The following is a 21,434-nucleotide window of genomic DNA, read 5'->3' on the forward strand; positions in this document are numbered from 1 at the left end:
AGGTAATTCAGTATGTTGCACGGCCGCCGCTGGCGTCGTACACGGCGCCGGTCGAGTAACTTACCGCCGACGACGACAGCCAGGAGATCAGTTCGGCAATCTCGTCGGCCCTCCCCATTCGCGCCATCGGCGTCAAAGACTGCGAACGGGCGAGGATGGCCGGATCGGTGCCGGCATTCATAGGACTTTCCACGGCCGCCGGAGCTATCGCGTTGACCAGCACACCGGTGGTGGCGACCTCTTTGCCGAGTGATTTCGTCAGCGCGACGACGGCCGCTTTGGACGCGGAATATGCACTCTGATTCGGGTTTCCGTCCTTGGCCGCAATACTTGCGAGGTTGACGACCCTCCCCCACCCCGACGCAACCATCCCCGGCACGAACGCCCGGCACATCAGGAATGTCCCTTCGACGTTGATGCGGAACGTACGCTGCCAAGCCGCGAGGTCGACGTCGACGAGTGGCGCTGATGGTCCTACGATTCCCGCACTGTTGATCAAGATGTCGACTCTGCGGAGCCTGGTTCGAAGCGCATCGACTGCTGTCGGATCACTCACGTCGAGTTGTTCGTCCGCGCCTTCGGCAAGATCTGCCGTTACCACCCGAACTCCCCTCTCCGTCAACAGCTTTGCACTGGCGGCGCCGATTCCGCTCGCACCGCCGGTAACGAGCGCTGTGACACCCTCTGGGTAACCCTGCATCGCATTCACTCCTGAGTTTCTGTGCGCTACGCACTCAATTTATGTTGCAAACAGGCATAATTGCCGTCACACTGTGTAGAAATTCTGAATATATGGCGTTTGTTGTCAACGTCAAATACCTGGAGGCCTTGCCGATGGAAACCCGCTGGTTGCACGCGTTTGTCGCGGTTGCGGAAGAACTTCACTTCGGGCGGGCCGCATCACGGCTCCAGATGGCCCAGTCGCCGCTCAGCCAGATGATCCGAAAGCTCGAAAAGGACATCGGCGTCAAGTTGTTCGAACGAAGCACTCGCAGCGTCGCACTCACATCCGGCGGACATGCCTTTCTCCCCCACGCCTATCGCGTCATCGAGAACATGGAGACGGCACGACACGCTACGCGCGCGTCGTCGGGAGGCGTCTACGGACGAGTCACAATCGGGTTCACCGGAGTGCTCAACTATCAAGCACTTCCGCCACTGACACGCGCGTTGCGTCAGCGTTATCCGGAAGTCGAACTGACACTCCTCGGCCGGATCATGACGCGCGACGCCGTCATCCAACTCGAGAGCGGCGCCCTCGATCTCGCCTTCGTCGGACTACCCGTGGAATCCGCATCACTGTCTACCCGGCTGATCCGACGGGAGGCATTCGGCGCTGTGCTTCCGATCGACCATCCCCTCGCAGAGAGGGACGCGATCGACCTCCGCGAATTGGCCGACGACGGATTCGTGACCACCCCGCTCTCGGCCGGCTCGGCCCTCCAGGAAACCGCGATGCGCGCCTGCATCAACGCAGACTTCAGGCCTCGCGTGGTTCAGGAGATCACCGATCCGTACATGATCCTGATGCTCGTTGCCGCCGGCGTCGGTGTAGCGCTGATGACGTCCGGTATGGCTGCTATCACCCCACCTGGCAGTGTGTTCGTCCCACTCACCGGCGAGCCGACGTTCATGAATCACGGAATTGCCTGGTCACCGCGGCACATGACCGATGCGCTCGCCGTCGCATTGGAGACATCCGAGGAAATTCTGCCGACGCCGGAGATTGAGACCAAAAACGTCATTATCTGAGACTCATTTAGTGTTGGACGCGCCATAGTCCTTCGTGGCACTGTCGTCTCAGCCGCCGAAAGGTGAGGGACGTCACCGATGCGTGGTGCATCACCAAACGTGCCGCCACGGCCGGCCCATCGGGACGAAAGGACTTCACATGGCACCACCGATCACCTCCACCGGTTCCACGCACTCCACTGCGGAGCACCCGAATTCGAATGCGCGCCGCGCCGCCGTTTCGGGCTTCCTCGGCAGCACCCTCGAGTACTACGACTTCTTCATCTACGGCTCCGCGGCCGCGCTGGTGTTCCCCAAGATCTTCTTCCCCGGCGGCGGATCAACGGCAACCCTGCTCTCGATCAGCACCTTAGGTGTCGCCTACGTCGCCCGCCCGCTCGGCGCGGTGCTTTGGGGACACCTCGGCGATCGGTACGGACGCAAGAACGCGCTTCTCGCCTGCCTGCTCCTCATGGGTGTTGCGACGGTCATCGTCGGTTGCCTGCCGACCTACGACCAGATCGGCATCGCCGCGCCGATCATTCTCGTCTTGCTTCGCCTTCTTCAAGGGCTCTCTGCGGGCGGTGAATCACCCGGCTCTTCGGCACTGACGCTCGAACACGCACCTGATCACCGTCGTTCGTTCTTCACCTCGTTCACCATGAGCGGGATCATGTTCGGCATCGTCGTCTCCAGCCTGGTATTCATCCCAGTGGCGAGCCTGCCCGACGAAGACCTCTACTCGTGGGGTTGGCGAGTTCCCTTCTGGCTCAGCATCATCGTGACCGTCGTCGCGCTGTGGCTACGTCGCGCCCTGGATGAGCCGGAGGTATTCGAGGAACTCAAGGAACAGGACGAGACGGCCGGAATTCCCGTCGTCGAGATGTTCCGCTCGCACTGGCGCACCGTGATCCGTATCAGCATGAGCTCGACCTTCGCGATGATCAACACCATCGTCAACGTCTTCGCCCTGGCGTACGCCGTCGAATCCGGCTTCGAGCGCTCCACGATGCTGTGGGCAATCGCGACCGCCAATTTTGTTGCCGTACTGACTCAGCCGCTGTTCGGCATCCTCTCGGATCGCTACGGACGCAAGCCCATCTTCGTCGTCGGCGCGATCGGAGCCGGCCTGATGATCTTCGTCTTCTTCCATTCGATCGGAACCCAAAGCGTCCCCATGGTCTTCGCTTCGGGAATCGTCATGATCGGCATCTTCTACGCCATGCCCAACGGCACGTACCCGGCGTACTTCCCGGAGCAGTTCCCCGCGAAGGTCCGATACACCGGAATGGCCGTCAGCCTCATGCTCGGACTCCTTGTTGCCGGCTTCACACCGGCTATCGCTCAGGCGATTTCAGCCGGAGACAAGAGCAACTGGACACCGGTTGCCTGGATGTGCCTGGGCTTCGCCGTCGTCTCCGCCATCGCGGCAATGACCGGACCGGAAACGTACCGCACGCCCACAGCAGAACTGGGCCAACCGAAGCCGAGCCTGCCGATCAAGCAGGACTCAGAGCTCACCAGCAACAACGCTTGACCGGACCGGCCCCTCGCGCTGAATTGCCGCGAGGGGCCGTCCCCACTTATGCAGGAGAATGTCATGACCACCGAATACACACGTCACCGTATCGGCCTTGTCGGGTCGGGTATCGCCACCTCACTCTCGCCCGCGTTGCACGCACACGAAGCAGCAGCACTGGGACTCGACGATTACAGCTACGAACTGGTAGATCTCGAGAACCTGAACATCTCGGTCGAGAAAACCGGTGAGGTGGTGCGTGGCGCCGTCGCGGGCGATTTCACCGGACTGAACATCACCCACCCGTGCAAGCAGGTTGTCGTGGACGCGCTCGACGAGCTGTCCGACAACGCGCGGTTGCTCGGTGCCGTCAACACGGTTGTGGTCGACAACGGCCGTTTGATCGGCCACAACACCGACCACAGCGGATTCCTCACAGCACTGCAGCGCGGTTTGCCCGACGCCGCCTTGGACCGAGTGGTGCTTGCCGGGGCAGGAGGGGCGGGTTCCGCTGTGGCATACGCACTCGCCGCCGCCGGCACCACGGATCTTCGCATCGCAGATATTGATCCCGCTCGCGCTGCCGATGTGTGTTCTCGCGTCGCCTCGGCCTTCCCTGGCACGCGCACAACGGCTTTGGCGATCGATGAGATCGCCGTCAACCTGACTACGTGCGACGGCGTCGTCAACGCATCTCCGATCGGGATGGTCGGCCATCCCGGAACTCCGTTCGACCCCGCGGCGCTCCACGCGGGCTTGTGGGTTGCGGACATCGTCTATCGGCCGATGCGCACCGAATTGCTCGACGCTGCAATTACTCTCGGATGTCGAGTCCTCGACGGCGGCCAGATGCTGGTGGCTCAAGCCTCTGACACCTTCACACTCCTGACGGGTGTCGAAGCCGATACGGATCGCATGCGCAGCCATCTGAGCGAGCTGCTCTCCGAGACGGCACGCGCATGAGCACAACCGAACACCTACTTTCTCGCGAAGTACCAGGAGCACTGATGAACGTGACTGCGCCGTTCGCCGAACCTCTCGACATGGGCAGCGTCCGCCTCCGGAACCGGTTCGTGTCGGCCCCGATGGAACGCAACTACTGCGAAGTCGACGGCACCATGACGGACGAGTACATCGCGTACCTCGCCCGCCGCGCCGAAGGTGGTGCTGCACTGATCTTCACCGAAGCGAGCTACGTGCGTGCCGACGGCAAGGGACGCATCCGGCAGATGGGCGTCGACGTCGACGAACGGATTCCCGGCATCAAGAAGATGGCCGACGCGATCCACGCTCACGGCGCCCTCGTCGGAGTCGAACTCAACCACGGTGGACGTACGGCGCAAGGTTCTGTCAGCGGGTTTGTTCCCGTTGCCCCGACACCGATTCCGTGTTTGGTTGTCGGCGGCGAGATGCCAGAACAACTCGACGGCGAGGACATCGAGCACATCATCGAATGTTTCGGTGAAGCCGCGGCACGCTGCCAGCAGGCCGGCGTCGACGTCATCTCCCTGCACGGTGGCCACGGGTATCTGATCCACCAGTTCCTCTCCCCTGCTTACAATCACCGCGACGACGAGTGGGCCGACCCCACCTTGTTCGTCAACAAGGTCATCGCCTCCGTCCACGAGCACGCACCGGGAATCACTCTGGGACTCCGATTCTCAGCCTTCGAAGGCATCGACGGCGGACTCGACGCCGAGATGACTCGCGCTCGCATCGGCGCCATCGACACCGACCGACTCGATTTCCTCGACGTCTCGGCCGGCAACTACGAAGCGGGACAGTGGATCATCCAGCCCGGTGAATGGTCGCGCGGTCTCCTCGCGCCGTACTCCGAGCAGTACCAGCGCGACTTCGACATCCCGGTGGGAGTGGCCGGACGCATCACGTCGCCGGAGATCGCTGCGCGGATCATCGAATCCGGGCAGGCGAACTTCGTCAGCATGGCTCGTACGCTGCACGCAGATCCGGACTTCCCGAATCGTGCCATCGACGGTGGCCGGTACCGCCCTTGCATTGCCTGCAACTACTGCATCGACAGCCTGGCCGCCGGCCCCATTCCCTGCTCCGTCAACCCGTGGGTCGGCCGCGAATTGGATCAGCCTACAAAGCCGGCTGATGCCACCGTGCGGGTCGCCGTCATCGGTGCCGGGCCGTCGGGAATGGCCGCTGCCCGCGACCTCGCACTTGCCGGTCACCGCGTCGACCTGTACGACGAGCGACCCAGCCTCGGTGGCGACTTCGCTCTGGCATCGAAGCTTCACGAGTATCCCGAATATGGACGGATCGTGGACTGGTACGCCGCGGAACTGGCTGAACTCGGGGTCCACTGCCACACCTCGACCCGGGTAGATGCTGCTTTGCTCTCCGGTGTCGATTTCGACGCCATAGTTCTTGCCGCCGGCGGCGTCGGCCCCGTGGTCGATCTCCCCGGAGCAGCTACCCGTACCGTTCGCGACGTCCGCGAATTCCTCGTCTCCAGCGATCCGACTCCTGCCGCTGTCACCATCTTCGGCGCCGACCGTGAAGCTGCGGCCGTCGCCGACGATCTCCTTCAGAAGGGCACCCAGGTCGTGATGATCGGCCCGCAGGAAACCATCGCGCACGACGTCGGACGCCGCGGAAAGATCGTGCTGCTGCCGCGCCTGGCCGCAAGTGAGAACCTCACGACCTACCTCAGCTCGATCGTCACCACAGTCGCCGCTGACCGCGTCACGATTTCGACGGCCGGTGTGCTGAGCGAGGTCGATGCTCCCGGCGAACTGCTGATCTCGCAAGGCGTCGAGCCGCGTTCGGAACTTCTTGCCGAACTCCGTTCACTGGCACCACGACTCGGAGTACATACCGTCGGCGACGCGAGCGGTGACGGCGGGTCCATCCATGCCGCACTCGTGACCGCAGCCGACGTTGCCGTCGCGATCACCGCCGCCGCTGCGGCACGTCAGGAGGTTCACGCATGACCACACAGGCAGCCACACCCGTGGCAACTGCATTGCCACCCATTGGACTCGGAACCTGGCCCCTGGTCGGTGCCGACGCCACGAACTCGGTTCTCTCCGGCATCGAGGCCGGATACCGGCTCGTCGACACCGCCGCGATCTACGGCAACGAGGGCGCCGTCGGTGTGGCGCTGGCGGAATCAGGTGTGCCGCGAGAAGAACTGTTCGTCACCACCAAACTTCGTGGCAACGACCAGGTTTCCGGCGACATTCGGGGCGCCCTCGAGCAGAGTCTGGAACTACTGGGACTCGACCAGCTGGATCTGTTCCTGATCCACTGGCCACTCCCGCGAATCGATCGCTATGTCGCGTCGTTCGAGTCGATGCTGGCCTGCCGCGACGCCGGACTGGTTCGGTACGTGGGTGTGTCGAACTTCCTGGAGCTCCACCTGCGCCGCGTCGTCGCCGAAACCGGCGAGGCACCGGCAGTCAACCAGATTCAGATGGACCCGTCGCTCGCTCGGATCCCGGTTCGCCGCGCCAACGACGAACTTGGCATCTTCACGCAGTCGTGGAGTCCGCTCGGCCGGGGTGACGTGCTCGACAACGCCGTTGTGAGCGAGATCGCCGGTCGAATCGGTTGCACACCAGCTCAAGTGGTCCTCGCTTGGCACGTCGCGCAGGGTGTGGTTCCGGTCGCGCGATCAGCGAACCCGACGCGTCAGGCCGAGAACCTGGCAGCACTCGACGTCACCCTATCCGGCGAGGACATCGAAGCACTGAACAGTCTCGACCGCGGCGAGTCTGCAGCGCGGGACGTCGAAGCAGAGGAACATTTCTGATGACGTTGAAAGTCGGAATCGTCGGCTGCGGCAAGATCGCCGGCAACCATGCCCGCGCGCTGCAACAAGTCCCCGGTGTCGAGGTGATCGGCTGCTGCGATCCCGATCTCGGACGCGCCCAGGAGTTCGCGGCAGCGCACGGCATTCCCGCAGCCGTGAGTTCAGTGGAGCAACTTCTCGCCCTCGGACTCGACGCCTGCACCGTTTGCACGCCGCACCCGGTACATGAAGAGGTAGTCGTGGCCGCTGCCGAAGCGGGTGTACATGTTTTGTGCGAGAAGCCCATCGCAGTCGATGTTGCTGCCGCCGACCGCATGATCGAGGCCGCCGACCGCGCCGGTATCACGTTCGGGGTGCTCTTCCAACGCCGATTCTGGCCGGCAGCACGTCGGATCCGCGACGCCATCGACGACGGGCGGATCGGACTACCCATGCTCGGTGAGGCGTCGGTGATCCTGCACCGCCCGTCTAGTTACTACTCGGCCGATGCGTGGCGCGGACGCTGGGACACCGACGGCGGTGGCGTGCTCATGACACAGGCCGTGCACCAGATCGACATGCTGGCCTGGTTCATGGGCGAGGCCGTCTCGGTCAGCGGCTTCATCCGCACCCACACCCACGGTGAGCACATCGAGACCGAAGACAGCGCGTCAGCTGTGATCTCCTTTGCCTCGGGCGGCACCGCCACCGTCACCGCGACTACCGGTGCCAATCACAATCTGGGTAACCGCGTGACGGTGATCGGGCGCACCGGCGCCATTGCCAGCGTCCTCGAATTTCCTGAAGGGCACGAGGGTGTCAACGAAATCTGGACCGTGCCGGGCGAAGTCGAGTTCCGGTCGCCGTACTCCGCCGACATCGACGCCAATCTCGATGTGGGAGCGGTCAATGCGGCACTGACCGACTTCCACACCCTGCAGGTTCAGGACTTCGCCGACGCGGTCCTGACCGGGCGCGAACCCGCCGTCACCGGTCGAGACGCGCGCGCGTCACTTGCCATCATCGCCGCAATCTACGAATCGTCACGAACGGGCAAGGTTGTCGAGCTGACATCGACACCGACCCTCGCAACAACTGCCAAGGAGCAGAAATGAGTAGCAGTACCCCCCTCACCTACGACGTGGTTGTCGTGGGCTCCGGCGCAGGCGGGCTTTCCACAGCAATTGCCGCAGCACATGGCGGCGCGTCGGTACTCGTTGTCGAGAAGGCCGACACCTGCGGCGGCGCAACGGCCTGGTCGGGCGGGTGGATGTGGACCCCACGCAACATGTTTGCCATCGCCGACGGGGTTGTCGAGGATCGTTCGGCGCCGCGGACGTATCTGGAAAACCGACTCGGCGACAACTTCGACGCCGCCAAGGTCGATGCACTCCTCGACGGCGCCCCGGAGATGGTCGAGTTCTTCGAACGCACGACTGCTCTGAAGTTCGTGCCCGGAGCCAAGATCGCCGATATTCACGGTGACACACCGGGCGCCGGCACGGGTCACCGTTCCGTCGGACCGAAACCGGTGAGTCTGCGAAAGCTCGGACCAGATGTCGCGGCGCTACTGCGTCGGCAGCTGTACGAAACGTCGTTCCTCGGTATGGGCATCATGGCCGGGCCCGACCTGCAGGCTTTCCTGCACTCGACCCGCTCACCAAAAGCCTTTGTGCACTGTGGTGTTCGGGTGACTAAGCACATGTTCGATCTCGCCACCAAGCGTCGTGGCCAGCAACTCGTCAACGGCACCGCGCTTGTCGGCATGATGCTGCGCTCGGCACTCGATCTGGGCGTCGAGTTTCGGGTGAAGACGTCCGCGACCGCGTTGCAGACCGATGACGACGGCCGCGTTGTCGGCGTCCGCCTCGAAGGTCCGGATGGCGCGTACTCGGTAACTGCCACGCGCGGCGTCGTACTAGCCACCGGCGGCTTCGCCCAGGACATCGACCGCCGACGTGAACTGTTCCCCCGTACCCCCACCGGAAACGAGCACTGGTCACTCACTCCGAAGACAACCACCGGCGACGGCATCACCCTCGGCGAATCCGTGGGCGGCCGACTCGACCGCACCCTCGCCTCCCCCGTCGCGTACTGCCCCGTCTCCATCGTTCGCTACCGCAACGGCAAGGAAGGTGTGTTCCCGCACATCCTCGATCGCGGAAAGCCCGGTGTCATCGGAGTTCTCGCGAACGGCAAGCGGTTTGTCAACGAAGCACTCGGCTATCACGACTACACACTCGCGATGGTCGAGCAGGTTCCCGAGGGCGAAGAGGTGTGCTCGTGGTTGATTGCCGATCAACAGTATGTGCGATACCTCCCGCTGGGCATGGCGAAGCCCTTGCCGATCCCGATCCAGCCGTACCTGCGCTCGGGGTACCTCACGCGTGGGCGCACTCTTCGGGACTTGGCCGAGAAGATCGGCGTCGACCCCGTGCAGTTGGAGAAAACCGTCGCAGCTTTCAATATCGGGGCCGTGGCCGGTGAAGACCCCGAGTTCGGTCGCGGTACAACACCGTTCAACCGAGGTTCCGGAGATGCTTCCAATCCGTGGCCGAACCCGTCGCTCGCGCCCTTGCAGAAGGGTCCGTACTACGCGGTGAAAGTCGTGCCAGGGAGTTTCGGCACCTTCGCCGGACTGGTCACGGACTCGTCGTCGCATGTGCTCGACGACAACGACCGCCCCATCGAGGGGTTGCTCGCCGTCGGCGTCGATCAGGCGAGCGTGATGGGCGGGCACTACCCGTCCGGGGGCATCAACCTCGGACCGGCCATGACATTCGGTTACCTGGCCGGCCGGGAACTGGCCGGAGCCGAGACAGTTGGAGCGCACGCATGACACTCTCACTCGGACTGGCAGCCCTCACAGTGCTCGACACCGCACCGATGCAGCACGTCGACTTAGCTGAAAAGCACGGCTTCGACACCATCGGTATCCGTCTGATGCCCGCGGCACCAGGTACGACGGCCTACCCTCTGCACGAGGACAAGCAGTCGTTGGACGAACTGGTGCGTCGACTGGGCGATTCACCGGTCGAGGTATTCGACCTCGAAATCATCCGTCTTGCAGCCGACTTCGACCCCACCGACTACGCTCCGCTGCTCGAAGCCGGAGCACAGCTCGGAGCCAAAGCCGTTCTGGTGGGCGGCGACGACCGCGACCGCGCTCGGCTCACGGACTCCTATGCCCGCCTCGCTGAACTGTGCGCGAACTACGGCATCGTCGCTTCCCTCGAGTTCATGCCGTGGACTGCGGTGCCCGATGCACGTGCGGCCATCGAGATCGTCTCGGCGGCAGACGGTCCGGCTCGTAGTGTCCTGGTCGACGCATTGCACACCGACCGCTCGGCGACAACGCTCGAGGATCTTGCGTCCATCCCTCGCGAGTGGTTGCACTACGCCCAGATGTGCGACGGTTCGACCCCCGCTCCCACTGGGGACGCAGAGCTGATCCGTCAGGCCCGCGAGGAGCGTCTGGTGCCCGGCACCGGCGGCATCGCCCTGGCCGACATCTGGTCGACTTTGCCTGCCGGACTGCCGGTCAGCATCGAATTGCCCAACGAGCCGCTGCGTCAGGCCGTCGGCACCGACGCCTGGCTGGAGCGCCTGGTCGAGGCCACGCGAGAAGTGTTGGCCTAGCGGCCCTGTGCGCCTTTTTGGTAGTTGGCGCTACCAAATAGGCGCACGGGGGCGTCAGCCCCTCCGAGCCGCAACGGCCTGCGCCAGACGGTCCAACTGCGCTGCGGTGGTGGACCAGTCGATGCACGCGTCGGTGATCGACTGGCCGTAGGTGAGCTCGTCCGCCTTGCCCAAGGTCAGGTCCTGACGGCCGGCCTCGATGAAACTCTCCAACATGACGCCCGCGATTCCCTGCTCGCCCTCGGTCAGACGTCGGGCAATGTCGTCGAGCACGATGACCTGACGCTCATGGTCCTTGCTGCTGTTACCGTGGCTCGCGTCGATGACCACGCGCTCGGGCAGGTTCGACTTACGCAGGCGGGCAAGGGTGTCCGCGACGGTCTCGGCATCGTAGTTCGGTCCGTCGCTACCGCCACGAAGAATGACATGGCAGTCAGGGTTGCCCGCGGTACGGATCAAGGCAGCCTGGCCGTCGAGGTCCGTTCCGGGGAACACGTGGCTCGCTGCCGCGGCGCGGGTGCCGTCGACGGCTACCTGTACGTCGCCTTCGGTGGAGTTCTTGATACCGACGGGCATGGACAGCGCGCTGCACAGCTGACGGTGAACCTGACTGGCGGCGGTCCGGGCGCCGATCGCACCGTAGCTGACCAGGTCGGCAATGTACTGAGGCATGATCGGATCAAGGAACTCGCAGCCGACAGGCAGGCCCAGGCTCGACACGTCGAGAAGCAACTTGCGGCCGATACCGAGCCCGGTGTTGATGTCGAACGTGCCGTCGAGGTGGGGGTCGTTGAGCAGGCCCTTCCACCCGAGTGTGGTGCGCGGCTTTTCGAAGTAGACGCGCATGACGATGTGCAGATCGTCCCGCAGTTCGTCGGCCTTGGCGGCCAACCGGCGGGCGTAGTCCATCGCCGCTTCCGGATCGTGCACAGAGCACGGACCGACTACGACGATCAAACGATCGTCGTCACCGTTGAGGATGTTGATGGTGTCGGCCCGACCGGTGCGCACAGTGGCGGCGGCGACCTCGTCCGGAGCGTGCTGAGCACGAACAGTCGCCGGTGACACGAGCGGGCTGATACTCACAGTGCGCTGATCGTCGAGGCTGTCCGAAGCTGCGGTGGTGTCGATGGTGACAGTCATGGGGTTTTCGGTTTCCTGTTCTCAGGCCGACCCCAGAGATGAAGAGAAACTCCAGCGAGCCGGTCTGTAGTCCGGCTCTTGGGTGGAGGTTGTCAGCGCGTGGTTACGCCGGCAGGCCCACCCGGGGCCGGCCTGCTAAACCAGAAATAGACGCGCTGCATGTCGGCCACGATACCTCGAGTTCGGATCAGATGGGCGCGCCCCTCCACAACGAGCCGAATCCGAGGGGAGAGTCCCGTGGCACGAGCCCGTGACGAATGGCCAAATCCGCTGAGCGATTGGCGCTTTCGAGCAAGGCTGCGGCTACGGAATTCGAATACGTTGGTCAGGCACCTGCCAATGCCCGGAACATCAGATGGAGCTGCGCCTTCTCATGCCTGTGATCGAATCGACCGAAACCTTCCACCCGACGGTGTCCCCTTTTGCGACCGATACCCCCTTGCAGTCGACAAGAGATGTGGACGGCGAGTTCACCCGTCTGATCGATTCCTTGACACGACGCGGATTCCTGGCCGGTGCGGCGGCGCTCGGTACACTAGGCGCACTCTCTGCATGTTCGGGCGAATCCAGCGGCACCGAAGCCTCCGACGAGTGGGTCGACATCGTCGTCGCGGACCAGGCCTACCGCCTCCCGCGGGACCCCAAGCGCGTCGTGGTGCTCGAAGCTCGAGGCGCCCTCGATTTTGCACTACTTGCCGAGTACCCGATCGTCGCGACCAATTGGGATCCGAAGTCTCAACTCATGCGCCAGGTACCCGCCGGCGCGGCTCGCCTCGGTGGGACGAACAACGAACCGAATGCCGAATCGATACTGAGCCACGACCCCGATCTTTTGGTCGTCGGGAAAGGCTGGTGGAATTACTACCAGGACAAGGGCCTGCTCGGCACTGACATCGCACCGGTGCTCGTCGTCGACGAGGGCACGACGGGCTCGTCGTGGAAGCAGGCCATGACCGCGCAGCTCACGGCTCTCGATCGCCGCGAAGTCGCCGAACGCGTCATCGCCCGATACAACGCCGAACTTGCACAAGCGCGGGCCAAGATCGGTGGTCTCCTCGAAGGCAAGTCGATTGCGATCGCCGGCGCAGACAGCGGTCAGATCTGGCTGCAGAACAACACGTTCGCCGTCTCGGTTGCGCAGGACCTCGGCTTGAACGTCTTGACCGACGCTGCCCATGCCGCACCTGATCGGAAGGATTCGACTTTCTACAGCCTCGAGGAGCTTGCGATCTTCGACCAGGCCGACTTCGTCTTGCTACAGAACCCCGACGCTGTGGAAGCCGAGTCGCCCACGTGGAAACGAGTCCGCGCTGTCCAGGACGGCCATGTCGGGCATCTGCGATACGACCTCAACAACGGCCTCGCTCTGACTGCGATGGCCCTGGCCGCTGACATCGCCGAGCAGGTACAGGTCATGCGCTGACGTCTTCGGGATCGCCTTCCGAATCAGAAATCAACCGGATTCTCTGTCATACGAACAGTCGATACTGACTCACTCGGAAACGGATTATCTTGTCACCTGCCCGTGCTCTTCGCACGTCAGAGGGTGTTTCTCCGAACGCCCTGTTTCTCCGAACGCTAGGTGACCAATGACGCAGAACCCGTACTACGGCCAGCAACAACCGGTCGGCCCTCCGCCGGACAACAATCTGGTCTGGGCGATTCTCGTGACAGGGTTCTGCTGCCTCCCGCTCGGCATCGTCTCGATCGTCAAATCAAGCCAGGTCAACACTTTGTGGGCGCAAGGTCAGTTCGACGCTGCGCAAAAATCAGCTGACGATGCCAAGAAGTTCGCCTTGTGGTCAGTCGGCGCAGGTGTTGCCGTCGCTGTTCTGTACTTCCTTTTTGTCGTCGTCCTTGCCGGATCGAGTTCCCTGTGACCGCCGACGCCGACCGGCGACACTGATTAGCGGCCAAACACCGAACTGCAATGACACCGAATTGTGGTGACACCGAGAACGATGACATATCACGACTCGCCGCACTGAAGGCGCCAGCGGCAGTTGCGTTCACGGCAATTGCGCTGTGCGCCTTCATCTCCTGGAGTGACCCCACCACACCTGGTGGGGTCATTCCCGTTTGTCCGACCAAAGCGCTGTTCAACGTCAATTGTCCCGGTTGCGGTAGCACTCGGATGGTGTACAGCCTCATCCACGGCGATTTCGGTGCAGCGATGCGTTTCAATGCGTTTGGCCTCGTGATGCTGCTTGCACTGGCGTTCACGTACGTCTCGTGGACGACCGCCCGCACCCGTGGAAGACCCGTCGTGCTCTGGCATCAGTTGCGCTGGTCACCGGCTGTGATCTTGACACTCGTGTTGATCTGGACGACGGTCCGCATAGCCCCGATCCCGATATTTGCCAGTCTCCGCATCTAGGCCGGATCTCCTCACGCGTCCAAACGGAATACACCTCGCACCTGGCGTACGCCGTTGATCTGCACCTCGACGGCATGTTCGCCGGCGTAGTACTTCCGGGTGCTGATCGGTTTGAAGGAATGCCTCTTCGCGATACGGGCCGGCACCCCGGGATCCAGCGTTCGTGTTGTCAGTTTGAAGACCTTGGGCGTCGTCTGCCCGTTGGCCTTCACGTGGTGGACGATGTAATCGATCACGACGGTGACGGACTCGCTGCCATTGTTCGTGACGGCGAAGTCGAAGGTGAGTTCTCCACCCGCATCAACTGTTTCGCGGTCGATGACGAACCCCTCGACCACGACGTCGGTGGGCGGCGAGAACCCCAAGAGGGACAGAGCATCTGGATCGCCGGCCTTGATCAACGTCCGCAATGCATGTTTGACGATTTTCAGTGTGTTGGCATCCGGTGTCTGCAGCCAACGCTTCGCAGTCGATACTGCGAGCGCAGCGTCAGCACGACTGAGATCGTTGAGATGGTTTGCGACCGAACGTCGTACATATTCCGAATCATCCCGATACAGCTCGTCGAGAATGACGATTGTCGACTCGGGACGCGCCGTCAATTCTTTCACTCGTCTTCCCCAGGGCAAACGAGTACGAGTGCCTTCGGTCGCCAAGCGCCGGACGTGTTCGTCTTCATGGCCGGTCCAGGTGAGTGCGATCGCCAGCGAACGGTCAAGGTTCGTTTCGAGAAATGAGCGAATTGCGAATTCGGCCGTCAGACGCGACGTCAACTCGGCAAGCAGAGCCATTCCCTCGTCGAAATCCGACTCGGAGCCACTTCGTGTCGCCGTGACGGCGACGGCTTCGGTCACCGGCCAGATCATCCAACCGGTGAAGGTCTCTTCTGAAAGCGCACGGCGGATGATCTCGGCGAAGGCCGGAAGATCCTGAGGCAGTTCGGCAGTCATCGCGTCCCGCACAACGCGCGTACGTTCGCCGAGACTCATACCGTCGAATTCGGATGTACTACCCCGAACGAGGGCGAGGCGTGTGTGACCGGAGGCTCGCTCTAGACAGCCTGCCAGATCGGCGACGACGGATTTCCCGAGCAGTTCGTCAGCGGTGGGCATCAGGGGCACACCGTGAGAGCGGAAATCCGATCACCGTCGAGAGTGAAATGGTGATGTAACTGGACGGGGCTTCCGGGAAAATCACCCTCGACCTTCACCGACACGACAACGGCCGAGCCTGGGGTGTTGACCGACTCGATCTTCTGGGTGAAGGTGAACGCCGTCGACACGGCGGACTTCCACGCCACGATTTCTTCGATCCCGACATACGTCCGGCCGTCGTCACGAACCACTGCGTCTTCGGTGAAAACGCCGCGGACGTCGCCGCCGTCGAAATACGCGCGCGCTGCGCCTGGCACCTTCGCTGAGTCGATCATTCGCGAAGAGTACTGCTGGGGTCCGACAGGTTCGGCGAACTCACTGCCCGAGCAGACGCCGCCAACTGAATCTCCATCAACAGCCTGGCCGACGGCTCGGAGAGGTCGGTATCCGTGATCTCCTCGACCCTCTTGATCCGATACCTGAGGGTGTTCGGGTGAATCCGAAGCTGCTCGGATGCACGTCGGACATCGCCCGAATGTGCGAGGTAAACGGAGATGCTTTCGCGCATGTTCGACCCGTTGCGTCTGTCGTAGACGTCCAGGGCGTCGACTCTCGGATCGTGCAGTTGCTCGTCGGCCGCAATGGTGTCCATGATTTCGCCCAGCAGCACCGGTGTGCGCGAGTCCGCGAGGGTGGTCACACGAACATCCCCCGACGTTCCGTCCAAGACCCGATCCACTTCGGCCCGAGCCTGGGCCACCTCCGCAAGCGTCGAAACCGGCGACGAGACCGCGGCCCGTAGCCCCGAAGGCGACACCTTGTCCAAACGCGCGACAACTTCGCGGGTCCACGAGACTGTGGATTTCACGGATTGGGTTCGCGGAAACAGCACATAGATCCGGGTGCCGACGGCACTCACCAGCGATTCACGCTGAAAGGCGCTGGCGTGCAGTCGCAAAGACGACACGAGTTCGCCCGAAGACGGCAGCCCACCGTTTCCGATACTCGCCACTCCGACCACCATCGCCGGTCCGGACATCGGGATGGTCAACGAGGCCGCGAGCGAAGGAACGTCGACACCGCCGCCGCGAACCCCGAGCAACCGCTGAATCTGTATCGCCTCGTTACTCGGCGCGTCTCGGAAGCGCGAAATCAGCCGAGCAGCAACGGCCGCGGCACCGCGGAGCACGCTGTCGGCATCGCCGGCAATGGGAACCGGGCCTTCCTGCACCCAGATCGTGCCGAGAAGATCAGAGCTGAAACCGCTCTCCCCCTTGACATTGTCGGATATTCTCCGAATCGGAACCACCAACCGTCGCCTGATCGCAAGGTCGTCGTGAGCGGGCACCTCCACTACGTCGTCGCTTCGCCGCAGGCTCTCGAAGACGCCCCACTCCTGTAGCTTTCTGAGGTATTCGCGAGGTCCTTCGCGGCCGAGGATTGATTGCCGACGTAGCTCGTCCGCAGCATCTCCCGATGCCGAATAGGCCAAGACGTGGGAATGCTCGTCCTCGATGCTGACCATCCCCCGCGTGATTGCGGCGACGTTCTGCGCCAGCTCGAACAAGTCTGTGTCACTACCGAATACGATGTCGTCCGAATCCTGTCGGGACACCGAATGATCGAGCACGCCCCGGATGGTCGTGAACAATCGATCCCAACGAGCATCCGGATGGACCGCTATCAAGGCGATCCCGGCGCGCTGTGCCGCCGCACGCACCGACGTGTCCGAGGCCTCCTTCGACATGACGGCCCGAGGCGCTGATCCCTTCTGATCGAGGCGGTTCAGCCAGGCCGCCAATTCGGCTGCGCCGATACCGACAGCGAGCCAGAACTCAGAGGATTCGACGGCCGCGGTTCTGGGGCGCGTGAGGTCCCCGACCTCTGCGAACACCACGGAGTCGACGAAGACGTCATCACCCGACGGCGCGAGGACGAGCTCGACAAAAGCTCCGCCCAGCGCCCGAAGGACCGCGTCGAGCCTGACCCCACGGATAGACACGTACCACCCACTCCCCGGACCGTCGCAACGCCTCAACTTCGAGAATAGTGCATTTTCCTGCGAAAACGGTTCAGCCGATCGGACAAACACGGACACCGATGTTTGGCCGCTCAGCGGATTACTCGCCGACGTCTTTCGACTTGACTGGTTCACGACACGACAACTGCCCACTCCTGAGTCTGCCGAAGGATCGTCATGGACGCCGTTACCAATGTCCCCCACCCAGCCAACGAACCGGTGAACAATTACGCGCCGGGAAGCCCGGAACTATCGCGCCTCCGTACGAAACTGACCGAACTGGCCGAATCGCCGACCGACATCAGGCAGGTCATCGGCGGCATCCACCGAACTGCGGAAGGTAAGCGAGAGAGCGTTGTTCAACCACACCGTCACAGTTCGGTGCTCGGATCGTATGCGGGCGCAACCCACTCGGACGTTCGTGATGCCATCGACGCCGCCGCACTCGCCGCCCCGGCCTGGCGCGACCTCTCGTTCGACGACCGCGCTGCGGTCTTCCTCCGCGCCGCCGATCTACTTTCCGGCCCGTGGCGCGAAACCATCGCCGCCGCAACAATGCTCGGCCAGTCGAAGACCGCATACCAGGCCGAGATCGACGCGCCCTGCGAACTGATCGACTTCTGGCGTTTCAACGTCGCGTTCGCACGTCAGATACTCGCCGACCAACCCGTTTCCGCTCCGGGAGTGTGGAATCGCGTCGAATATCGTCCACTCGAAGGTTTCGTCTACGCGATCACTCCCTTCAATTTCACCGCCATCGCCGGAAATCTCCCCACAGCACCGGCCCTGATGGGCAACACCGTGATCTGGAAGCCGTCACCCACGCAGGCCGTCGCGGCGTACCTGACAATGCAACTACTCGAAGCTGCCGGCCTCCCGCCCGGGGTGATCAATCTTGTTCTCGGCGACGGCCCCTTGGTGTCCGAGGTCGCGCTTGCCGACCCCCGACTGGCGGGTATCCACTTCACCGGATCCACCGCAACGTTCCAGCGTTTGTGGCGTGAGGTCGGAGCCAACATCTCGAACTACCGGACGTATCCGCGTCTCGTCGGCGAAACCGGCGGCAAGGATTTTGTACTCGCACACAGTTCCGCTGACCCGGACGTACTCACGACGGCATTGATTCGCGGGGCCTTCGACTACCAGGGCCAGAAATGTTCGGCCGCATCACGGGCGTTCATCCCGAAGTCGGTGTGGGCCAAGATGGGCGACACGTTCATCGACACTGTGTCGTCGCTGAAGTACGGAGACGTCACCGACCTGACGAACTTCGGCGGCGCCGTCATCGACCAACGTTCGTTCGACCGAAACGCCGCCGCGATCGTCCGCGCCAAGTCGACCAGCAGCCTCACCATCGCAGCAGGCGGCGACTACGACGACCGTGAAGGATTCTTCATCTCACCGACGGTCCTACTCGGTGACGACCCGAGCGACGAAGCCTTCAGCACCGAGTACTTCGGTCCCATCCTTTCGCTTCACGTCTACGACGACTCCGCACCCAATGCCTACGCCGACATCCTCGCGCGCGTCGACAGCGGATCCGCTTACGCCCTGACCGGCGCCGTGATCGCCACCGACCGTGCGGCCGTCGATCAAGCTCATCATGGCCTGCGGTTCGCCGCCGGAAACTTCTACGTCAACGACAAGCCGACGGGAGCGGTAGTCGGACAACAACCCTTCGGAGGTGCGCGGGCTTCGGGTACCAACGACAAGGCCGGTTCGCCGCAGAATCTGCTCCGTTGGGCGTCGACACGCACCGTCAAGGAAACCTTCGTTCCTCCCACCGATCATCGTTACCCCCACCAGGACGTCGATCCAGCCGAGAGCGAGAACCGTTGATGAGTGCCGTCTCGCTGAGCAACCCACTGCGCCCGGCGCTCCTCGCGGCGGCACGCTCGTCGCGACTGGAGAAGACAGTCTCCGGGATGACCTTGACCCGCAAGCTTGTAGACAGGTTCGTCGCCGGGGACGCGGAACCCGCAGCGATGTCAGCGGTGCGCGACATCCTCACCAGTGGCCGGTTCGTGACGGTCGACTACCTCGGCGAGGACACCACCGATCCGGCTCAGGCAACAGCTACCGTCGATGCCTATCTCTCCCTTCTCCGCTCGTACGCAACGCTTTCCGAGATTGCCGGGACGCAACACTCCCTGGAGGTTTCGCTCAAGCTCTCCGCGTTGGGGCAGTCACTTCCCGGTGACGGCGAGAAGATCGCCCTGGCGAACGCTCACCGAATCGTCACAGCGGCAGACGAAGTGGGCGCGTGGGTCACCGTCGATGCGGAGGATCACACCACCACCGACTCGACACTGTCCATCGTCGAAGAGTTGCGCCGCGACTTCCCGACGCTCGGCACGGTCCTGCAGGCGTATCTACACCGCACCGAGGCCGACTGCCGACACTTCTCCGGATCAGGTTCACGAATTCGGCTGTGCAAGGGTGCATACAAGGAACCGGCCGGCGTCGCGTTCCAAAAGGCCGCCGAAGTCGACGCGTCGTACGTGCGTTGCCTGAAGGTCTTGATGGAAGGTGACGGATACCCGATGGTGGCCTCCCACGATCCCACCATGATCGACGCCGCCCTCGGACTCGCCACACTGACCGAGCGGACAGCCGCGGATTTCGAGTTCCAGATGCTCTTCGGCATCCGCGACGGCGAACAACGCAGATTGGTAGCCGAAGGCAATCACCTGCGGGTCTACGTTCCCTATGGCAGCCAGTGGTACGGCTACTTCATGCGTCGCCTGGCGGAAAGACCGGCCAACCTCATGTTCTTCATGCGCTCACTCGCTTCCAACAACTAGACACCGGAAACCGGTGGCAGCGGTGGCAACTCGAGGTTTTCGCGAAAGGTACCGCCGACGTAGTCGGATCCCACGATTCCGCGCTTGCGCAGCTCCGGCAGCAGCCCGTTCGTGACGAAATCGCGTGTACGCGGATCGGCAAGGTCACCGAGCGTTATGACGTCGAGTACGCCCGCGTCGTATCGTTCCTCGATCGCGTCCGCGAGCTGTTCCGGGGTGCCCGCCGCTGCCCAGTGGCCGGTGTCCTTGGACGCGATGATCAACTCACGCAGAGTCTTTCCTTGTGATGCGAGCTTGCCGAAGATCTCGACCCGGCCCCGTCGTCGATTCACCGACGACGGGTCCGGCAACAACGACTCCGGGATCGGCCGATCCAGCGGCAATTCCGAGAAATCCACGTCACCGCCGAACATGTCGGCAAGCCTGGTGCGTCCGGCGTCGAAGTCCGTCGATTCCTCGGCTTCTCTGACCAATCGTTCGACTTCGGCTTCGGTAGCGCCGTACGTTGCGTGGAACGAGCTGAAAATCAGTGGCAGTTCGTCCCCACGCCCCAACTCTGCCGCCCTGGCGCGGATCGTCTTCGTGTAGGTGACCGCGTCCTCGAAGGTTGCGAGAGAAGTGAATACGACCTCGGCGAAGCGAGCACCCAGTTCGATACCTCCGGCAGATTGGCCTGCCTGGAATTGGACCGGACGACGCTGCGGCAGGGATGGAATGTTCAACGGCCCCTGCACGGTGAAGTACTTGCCTCGGTGCTCGATGGGGACCACCCTCGACGGATCTAGCACCGCAGAGCCCTCTCCCCGGATCAAGGCGCCGGGCTTCCAGCTGTCGAAGAGCGCGTTGACCACCTCGAGCGATTCGGCCGCTCGGGCGTACCGCTCCTCCGGACTCGGCAGGTCCAGGTCGCTGTAGTTCTCTTCTCCGAGTGAGGAAGTGACGGCATTCCATGCGGCTCGACCATTGCTGACGTGGTCCAGGGTGCCGAACAACCGTGCCAGGTTGAATGGGTGATGAAACGTCGTCGTGACGGTGGCGATGAGCCCCACATGGGTGGTGACCGCACTCAGCGCGGCAAGGAAGATCAACGGCTCCTGCGCACCGATCGCGCCCTGCGCACCGAAACTCAGCAGGTCGGCGGCAAACAGTCCGTCGATCTTGTTCGCCTCGGCCGTCTTTGCGACGTCGATCGCGGACGCGACCGTCGAAGTCGTCGGATCGATCGCGGCGTCGTAGATACTCACCGCCCCGCTGACACCGGTCACCGTCTTGAGTGGACGCCTACGATCGGCCACCGACCATCCTCCTGGCTTCGCGAAATCTGTTCCGAATTCACAACGCTAGACC

General features: G+C 63.0%; 19 protein-coding genes. 13 read left to right on the forward strand and 6 right to left on the reverse strand.

Features of this window, described 5'->3' with window-relative positions:
• Positions 1 to 7: 7 nt before the first annotated feature.
• Complete coding sequence (locus PCS43_RS15920; protein WP_064444223.1) at positions 8 to 700, reverse strand: SDR family NAD(P)-dependent oxidoreductase; 693 nt, start codon at positions 698 to 700, stop codon at positions 8 to 10.
• A 134-nt stretch (positions 701 to 834) separates the two neighbouring features.
• Between PCS43_RS15920 and PCS43_RS15925 the strand changes: the two genes are divergently transcribed.
• The 8 genes from PCS43_RS15925 to PCS43_RS15960 all read left to right on the forward strand — a co-directional run bounded on the left by PCS43_RS15925 (position 835) and on the right by PCS43_RS15960 (position 10,649).
• A complete protein-coding gene (locus tag PCS43_RS15925; RefSeq protein ID WP_039973351.1) occupies positions 835 to 1,752 on the forward strand; it encodes a LysR family transcriptional regulator in 918 nt (305 codons plus the stop codon).
• A 139-nt stretch (positions 1,753 to 1,891) separates the two neighbouring features.
• Entirely contained in the window at positions 1,892 to 3,268 is a 1,377-nt protein-coding gene (locus PCS43_RS15930) for an MFS transporter (protein WP_007733570.1), read from the forward strand.
• A gap of 63 nt (positions 3,269 to 3,331) precedes the next feature.
• Positions 3,332 to 4,213: a shikimate dehydrogenase gene (locus tag PCS43_RS15935; RefSeq protein WP_007733571.1), complete on the forward strand. Its 882-nt coding sequence runs from the start codon at positions 3,332 to 3,334 to the stop codon at positions 4,211 to 4,213.
• 44 nt (positions 4,214 to 4,257) lie between these two features.
• Positions 4,258 to 6,210, forward strand: a complete 1,953-nt coding sequence (locus PCS43_RS15940) for an oxidoreductase (protein WP_209911685.1) — start codon at positions 4,258 to 4,260, stop codon at positions 6,208 to 6,210.
• Entirely contained in the window at positions 6,207 to 7,031 is an 825-nt protein-coding gene (locus PCS43_RS15945) for an aldo/keto reductase (RefSeq protein WP_064443835.1), read from the forward strand. Before PCS43_RS15940 ends, PCS43_RS15945 begins: the two co-directional genes overlap by 4 nt.
• Positions 7,031 to 8,125, forward strand: a complete 1,095-nt coding sequence (locus tag PCS43_RS15950; RefSeq protein WP_007733574.1) for a Gfo/Idh/MocA family protein — start codon at positions 7,031 to 7,033, stop codon at positions 8,123 to 8,125. The genes PCS43_RS15945 and PCS43_RS15950 overlap by 1 nt, the downstream gene beginning before the upstream one ends.
• Entirely contained in the window at positions 8,122 to 9,849 is a 1,728-nt protein-coding gene (locus tag PCS43_RS15955) for an FAD-dependent oxidoreductase (RefSeq protein ID WP_007733576.1), read from the forward strand. The genes PCS43_RS15950 and PCS43_RS15955 overlap by 4 nt, the downstream gene beginning before the upstream one ends.
• Positions 9,846 to 10,649 (forward strand): sugar phosphate isomerase/epimerase family protein, encoded by an 804-nt coding sequence (locus PCS43_RS15960; protein WP_030535320.1) that lies wholly within the window; start codon positions 9,846 to 9,848, stop codon positions 10,647 to 10,649. The genes PCS43_RS15955 and PCS43_RS15960 overlap by 4 nt, the downstream gene beginning before the upstream one ends.
• A gap of 54 nt (positions 10,650 to 10,703) precedes the next feature.
• Here PCS43_RS15960 and PCS43_RS15965 read toward each other — a convergent pair whose 3' ends face one another.
• A complete protein-coding gene (locus tag PCS43_RS15965) occupies positions 10,704 to 11,792 on the reverse strand; it encodes a 3-deoxy-7-phosphoheptulonate synthase (protein ID WP_063315883.1) in 1,089 nt (362 codons plus the stop codon).
• 373 nt (positions 11,793 to 12,165) lie between these two features.
• Here PCS43_RS15965 and PCS43_RS15970 point away from each other — a divergent pair, with 373 nt between their 5' ends.
• The 3 genes from PCS43_RS15970 to PCS43_RS15980 all read left to right on the forward strand — a co-directional run bounded on the left by PCS43_RS15970 (position 12,166) and on the right by PCS43_RS15980 (position 14,169).
• A complete protein-coding gene (locus PCS43_RS15970) occupies positions 12,166 to 13,215 on the forward strand; it encodes an ABC transporter substrate-binding protein (protein WP_065352758.1) in 1,050 nt (349 codons plus the stop codon).
• 166 nt (positions 13,216 to 13,381) lie between these two features.
• Positions 13,382 to 13,672, forward strand: a complete 291-nt coding sequence (locus tag PCS43_RS15975; protein WP_209909674.1) for a CD225/dispanin family protein — start codon at positions 13,382 to 13,384, stop codon at positions 13,670 to 13,672.
• 50 nt (positions 13,673 to 13,722) lie between these two features.
• Entirely contained in the window at positions 13,723 to 14,169 is a 447-nt protein-coding gene (locus PCS43_RS15980; RefSeq protein WP_209909677.1) for a DUF2752 domain-containing protein, read from the forward strand.
• An 11-nt stretch (positions 14,170 to 14,180) separates the two neighbouring features.
• Here the strand turns inward: PCS43_RS15980 and PCS43_RS15985 are convergent, their stop codons facing one another.
• The 3 genes from PCS43_RS15985 to PCS43_RS15995 are packed head-to-tail and all read right to left on the reverse strand — an operon-like array spanning position 14,181 to position 17,265.
• Positions 14,181 to 15,281 (reverse strand): DNA alkylation repair protein, encoded by a 1,101-nt coding sequence (locus tag PCS43_RS15985; RefSeq protein WP_073512790.1) that lies wholly within the window; start codon positions 15,279 to 15,281, stop codon positions 14,181 to 14,183.
• Positions 15,281 to 15,598, reverse strand: coding sequence for a nuclear transport factor 2 family protein (locus PCS43_RS15990; protein ID WP_007733586.1), 318 nt, complete (start codon positions 15,596 to 15,598; stop codon positions 15,281 to 15,283). Before PCS43_RS15990 ends, PCS43_RS15985 begins: the two co-directional genes overlap by 1 nt.
• Positions 15,595 to 17,265: a PucR family transcriptional regulator gene (locus PCS43_RS15995; RefSeq protein ID WP_054188898.1), complete on the reverse strand. Its 1,671-nt coding sequence runs from the start codon at positions 17,263 to 17,265 to the stop codon at positions 15,595 to 15,597. The genes PCS43_RS15990 and PCS43_RS15995 overlap by 4 nt, the downstream gene beginning before the upstream one ends.
• A gap of 195 nt (positions 17,266 to 17,460) precedes the next feature.
• Here PCS43_RS15995 and pruA point away from each other — a divergent pair, with 195 nt between their 5' ends.
• Together pruA and PCS43_RS16005 are read left to right on the forward strand one after the other, a co-directional pair.
• On the forward strand, positions 17,461 to 19,122 hold the full coding sequence (gene pruA / locus PCS43_RS16000; protein ID WP_209909680.1) for an L-glutamate gamma-semialdehyde dehydrogenase: 1,662 nt from the start codon (positions 17,461 to 17,463) through the stop codon (positions 19,120 to 19,122).
• Positions 19,122 to 20,087, forward strand: a complete 966-nt coding sequence (locus tag PCS43_RS16005) for a proline dehydrogenase family protein (protein ID WP_209909683.1) — start codon at positions 19,122 to 19,124, stop codon at positions 20,085 to 20,087. The genes pruA and PCS43_RS16005 overlap by 1 nt, the downstream gene beginning before the upstream one ends.
• Here PCS43_RS16005 and PCS43_RS16010 read toward each other — a convergent pair.
• Positions 20,084 to 21,382 carry an NtaA/DmoA family FMN-dependent monooxygenase gene (locus PCS43_RS16010; protein ID WP_058226146.1) on the reverse strand — a complete coding sequence of 433 codons (1,299 nt, stop codon included), beginning with the start codon at positions 21,380 to 21,382 and terminating at the stop codon, positions 20,084 to 20,086. The genes PCS43_RS16005 and PCS43_RS16010 overlap by 4 nt on opposite strands.
• Between the last annotated feature and the right edge of the window lie 52 nt (positions 21,383 to 21,434).

The organism is Rhodococcus sp. C-2 (genome assembly GCF_027854095.1).
GTDB classification, from domain to species: domain Bacteria; phylum Actinomycetota; class Actinomycetes; order Mycobacteriales; family Mycobacteriaceae; genus Rhodococcus_F; species Rhodococcus_F qingshengii.

Bases quoted from the DNA above. Each gene is read 5' to 3' on its own strand.
- PCS43_RS15920 (WP_064444223.1), bottom strand. From the start codon at position 700: ATGCAGGGTTACCCAGAGGGTGTCACAGCGCTCGTTACCGGCGGTGCG.
- PCS43_RS15925 (WP_039973351.1), top strand. From the start codon at position 835: ATGGAAACCCGCTGGTTGCACGCGTTTGTCGCGGTTGCGGAAGAACTT.
- PCS43_RS15930 (WP_007733570.1), top strand. From the start codon at position 1,892: ATGGCACCACCGATCACCTCCACCGGTTCCACGCACTCCACTGCGGAG.
- PCS43_RS15935 (WP_007733571.1), top strand. From the start codon at position 3,332: ATGACCACCGAATACACACGTCACCGTATCGGCCTTGTCGGGTCGGGT.
- PCS43_RS15940 (WP_209911685.1), top strand. From the start codon at position 4,258: ATGAACGTGACTGCGCCGTTCGCCGAACCTCTCGACATGGGCAGCGTC.
- PCS43_RS15945 (WP_064443835.1), top strand. From the start codon at position 6,207: ATGACCACACAGGCAGCCACACCCGTGGCAACTGCATTGCCACCCATT.
- PCS43_RS15950 (WP_007733574.1), top strand. From the start codon at position 7,031: ATGACGTTGAAAGTCGGAATCGTCGGCTGCGGCAAGATCGCCGGCAAC.
- PCS43_RS15955 (WP_007733576.1), top strand. From the start codon at position 8,122: ATGAGTAGCAGTACCCCCCTCACCTACGACGTGGTTGTCGTGGGCTCC.
- PCS43_RS15960 (WP_030535320.1), top strand. From the start codon at position 9,846: ATGACACTCTCACTCGGACTGGCAGCCCTCACAGTGCTCGACACCGCA.
- PCS43_RS15965 (WP_063315883.1), bottom strand. From the start codon at position 11,792: ATGACTGTCACCATCGACACCACCGCAGCTTCGGACAGCCTCGACGAT.
- PCS43_RS15970 (WP_065352758.1), top strand. From the start codon at position 12,166: ATGCCTGTGATCGAATCGACCGAAACCTTCCACCCGACGGTGTCCCCT.
- PCS43_RS15975 (WP_209909674.1), top strand. From the start codon at position 13,382: ATGACGCAGAACCCGTACTACGGCCAGCAACAACCGGTCGGCCCTCCG.
- PCS43_RS15980 (WP_209909677.1), top strand. From the start codon at position 13,723: ATGACACCGAATTGTGGTGACACCGAGAACGATGACATATCACGACTC.
- PCS43_RS15985 (WP_073512790.1), bottom strand. From the start codon at position 15,281: ATGCCCACCGCTGACGAACTGCTCGGGAAATCCGTCGTCGCCGATCTG.
- PCS43_RS15990 (WP_007733586.1), bottom strand. From the start codon at position 15,598: ATGATCGACTCAGCGAAGGTGCCAGGCGCAGCGCGCGCGTATTTCGAC.
- pruA (WP_209909680.1), top strand. From the start codon at position 17,461: ATGGACGCCGTTACCAATGTCCCCCACCCAGCCAACGAACCGGTGAAC.
- PCS43_RS16005 (WP_209909683.1), top strand. From the start codon at position 19,122: ATGAGTGCCGTCTCGCTGAGCAACCCACTGCGCCCGGCGCTCCTCGCG.